The 1458-nt window shown below is 48.8% G+C and carries 1 protein-coding gene and 1 pseudogene; both read left to right on the forward strand.

Annotation, left to right across the window (positions count from 1 at the left end):
* Nucleotides 1-618, forward strand: a pseudogene (locus tag BG32_RS16475) (sodium:glutamate symporter); the annotation flags it as partial.
* 72 nt (nt 619-690) lie between these two features.
* Entirely contained in the window at nt 691-1269 is a 579-nt protein-coding gene (locus tag BG32_RS16480) for a hypothetical protein (RefSeq protein WP_259459619.1), read from the forward strand.
* Nucleotides 1270-1458 lie beyond the last annotated feature (189 nt).

Below are 1458 nucleotides of genomic sequence, written 5' to 3' on the forward strand. Positions count from 1 at the left end.
CTTATTCCAAACGCTGTCATTGCCGGATTTCTTGGGATTCTGTTTGGTCCGGAAGTGCTGAAGGTAATTCCCTTCTCTTACGATAGGTTGGGAAACCTCGTCTACCATCTCATGGCGATAGGGTTCATTGCCATCGCGTTGAAAAAGACACGGCGGTCAAGCACAAAGTCATCCGTCAACACTGGCTTCCTGATCAGCATGTCTTACGCTCTCCAGGGCATGGTAGGTTTCGTTGTTGGTATTGCGCTTGTTGGGCTGTTCTTCAAGGATCTCTTCCCGCCCTTCGGGCTGCTCCTTGCCCTTGGTTTCGCCCAGGGGCCTGGTCAGGCCTATTCCCTCGGAAGTCAGTGGGAGGCTCTTGGCTTTACAGGTGGAGGAGCCGTTGGTCTCAGTGTCTCTACGCTGGGATTTCTCTGGGCCGCCTTTGGCGGAATAGTAATGCTTAACACAATGGTCTACAGAAAGAGACAGATCGGTATCCAGATCGAGAAACCGACCGTCAAGAAGAGAATCGAGGCGACCATAAGGGACTTCGAATTCTCGGATATAGATGGTTTCACGATTCAGATTTTGGCTGTTGGAATAGTGTATCTAGTCACCTACCTTTTCCTGAAGTGATTCACGGGTTTGATTGGCGGATTGGGAACCTTCGGTGAAACATTCGCGCAGGTTCTCTGGGGTTTCCATTTCGTGATAGGCGTTCTTTTTGCAATGGCGTTCAGAGCATTATATGAAAAAGTCAGGAAATCAGAAAAGTATGAAATTGAATACATGAACGACTTCCTTCTCCAGCGGATCGGCGGAGGAGTCTTCGACTTCATGGTTGCGGCCTCGATCGCCGGAATTTCCTTCACGGTGATTCAGGAGTACATATGGCCGATAATTATCCTCACAACCATAGGAGGCTTTTTCACCGCAGGCTACACAATCTGGTTTGGCAAAAGGATCTACGAAAAGGCCCCGCTGGAGCACATCGTAACCTTTTTTGGAATGCACACAGGGACACTTTCTACGGGAATGGCCTTGTTGAGAGAAGTCGATCCCACATTCGAAAGTGGAACCGCAGAGGATATGGTCTTCGGGAGCGGGTTGGCATTGTTCCTCGGGATTCCGATGCTTATACTGCTCAATATTCCAATACTAGGTTACAGAATGGGGCAGCCAATATACTATCTGTACTTCATTCTGGGACTTGCCGCTTATATAGGGGCTATGTACTTCTTCTGGTTCAGAAAGGCGAAGATAAGAGGCAAAGAAAAGAAGAGTTAGCCGAGCAAGGGAGCTGAGAAGCGCCGTTCTCCGCCAACGGTTCCCCGTTCTCTGAAATTGATCAAAAGCGGATCCCAAAAAGAGTTCGGGATGACAGTCCTTCAGGTCATTCTGGCATGCTTCTGGCCAGAATTCGGTTCGTTCAACTATTGAAGAGGACGATCTCTATCCTTGGGAAGATTGATCCTT

The sequence above is a fragment of the Mesotoga sp. HF07.pep.5.2.highcov genome (genome assembly GCF_003666285.1).
In the GTDB taxonomy this organism is placed as follows: Bacteria; Thermotogota; Thermotogae; order Petrotogales; family Kosmotogaceae; genus Mesotoga; species Mesotoga prima.